Below are 1704 nucleotides of genomic sequence, written 5' to 3'. Positions count from 1 at the left end.
CGCCGACCTCGCGCCCGCGCCCGCCACGCCCGCCGCCGCCGAGGCCCCCGAGCCCGCCGGCCTCGACCCGGCCGCCGCCCATGACCCCACCGCGCCCGCCCTGCTCGCCGGCACCGAGCGCCTGAGCTACGGCGACCTCGACCGCCGCGTCGGCGAACTCGTCGAACGCCTGCGCGCCGCCGGCGTGGCACCTGGCCAGCCGGTCGCCACCGTCCTGCCGCGCGGCGTGGACAGCGTCGTCGCCCTGCTCGCCTGCCTGCGCCACGGCGCGGTGTACGCCCCGCTGTCCGCCGAGGACCCGCCGGCCAGGCTCGCCCTGCTGCTGGACCGGCTCGCCCCCGCGCTCGTCCTCGCCACCCGGCGGAGCGCGCTCGCCCTGCCCGGCGAGGTGACGCCGGCGCTGCTGGACGGCCCGCCGTTCCCCGAGGCCGGGCCCGCCGCCGTGCTGGACGGTGCCGCCTACGTGATCCACACCTCCGGCTCCACCGGCGTGCCCAAGCCGGTCCTGGTCGGCCGCGGCGCGCTCGCCCGCTGGACCACCGCGATCGCCGCCCGCTACGGGCTCGGCCCCGCCGACCGGGTGCTGCTGTTCGCCCGCCCCTCCTTCGACGTGGCGCTGGAGGAGGTGCTGCCCTCCCTGGTGGCCGGCGCCGCCCTGGTGGTGCCGCAGCGCGAGGTGCCGACCGGGCCCGAACTGGTCGCCGTGCTGGCCGCCCGCGGCGTGACCGTCGCCAACCTGCCCACCAGCTACGCCCTCGCCGTCCGCGACGACCTGCGCGAGGCGCTGGCGGACGGCCGCTGGTCCCCGCGCCTGCTGGTCCTCGGCGGCGAGCGGCTGCCCGCGCGCGCCCTGCGCGGGCTGACGGACGGCACCGCCGTCACCGTCCTCAACGCCTACGGCGTCACCGAGGCCACCGTCACCTCCACCGTGCACCGGATCACCGGCGACGACCTGACCCAGGACACCGACGCCGCCGAGATCCCGCTCGGCACCGAACTGCCCGGCGTCCGGGTGCACGTCCTGGACGCCGGCGGACAGCCGCTGCCGCCCGGCGCCGTCGGCGAACTCGCCGTCGGGGGAGCGGTCCTGGCCGACGGCTACCTCGGCCTGCCGGAGGCCACCGAGGCCCGCTTCACCACCCTCCCCGAGCCCGGCGGCGAGCGCGTCTACCGCACCGGCGACCGCGGCTACCGCGGCCTCGACGGCCGGCTGCGCTTCCTCGGCCGCCAGGACAACCAGGTCAAGCTGCGCGGCTTCCGGATCGAACTTGAGGAGATCGAGGCAGCCGCCTCCGCCGAACTCGGCGGCCGCTCCTGCGCCGTCGTCCTCCACCACGACGACACCACGGGCCCGCGCCTGCTCGGCTTCCTCGACGGCGGCCCGCGACCCGACCAGGCCGCCCTGCACACCGCGCTCGCCCGCCGGCTGCCCGCCGGACTCGTCCCGGCGTACTGGACGGCCCTGGACGCCATGCCGCTGCTGCCCGGCGGCAAGCCCGACCGGACGGCCCTCGCCCGGCTGGCCGCCGAGACGCCCGAGCCCGCCGGTCCCGACGCGCCCGCCGACGGGGCGGCCCCGAGGAACCTCACCGACCCCGGCCGGCTGCTGCTCGCCGAGGCCTGGCGGGAGGTGCTGGGCCACGACCGGTTCACCGCCGACTCGCACTTCTTCGAGGTCGGCGGCCACTCGCTGCTCGCCACCCG

General features: G+C 78.8%; 1 protein-coding gene. It reads left to right on the top strand.

Features of this window, described 5'->3' with window-relative positions:
• The coding region (locus tag ABD308_RS29310) for a non-ribosomal peptide synthetase (RefSeq protein WP_344341115.1) at positions 1 to 1704 on the top strand (1704 nt) is incomplete at both ends.

This window comes from Kitasatospora putterlickiae (genome assembly GCF_039527695.1).
Lineage (GTDB): Bacteria > Actinomycetota > Actinomycetes > Streptomycetales > Streptomycetaceae > Kitasatospora > Kitasatospora putterlickiae.
Note: the sequence above shows the minus strand (reverse complement) of the source record. Positions and strands in the feature narration are given on the sequence as shown.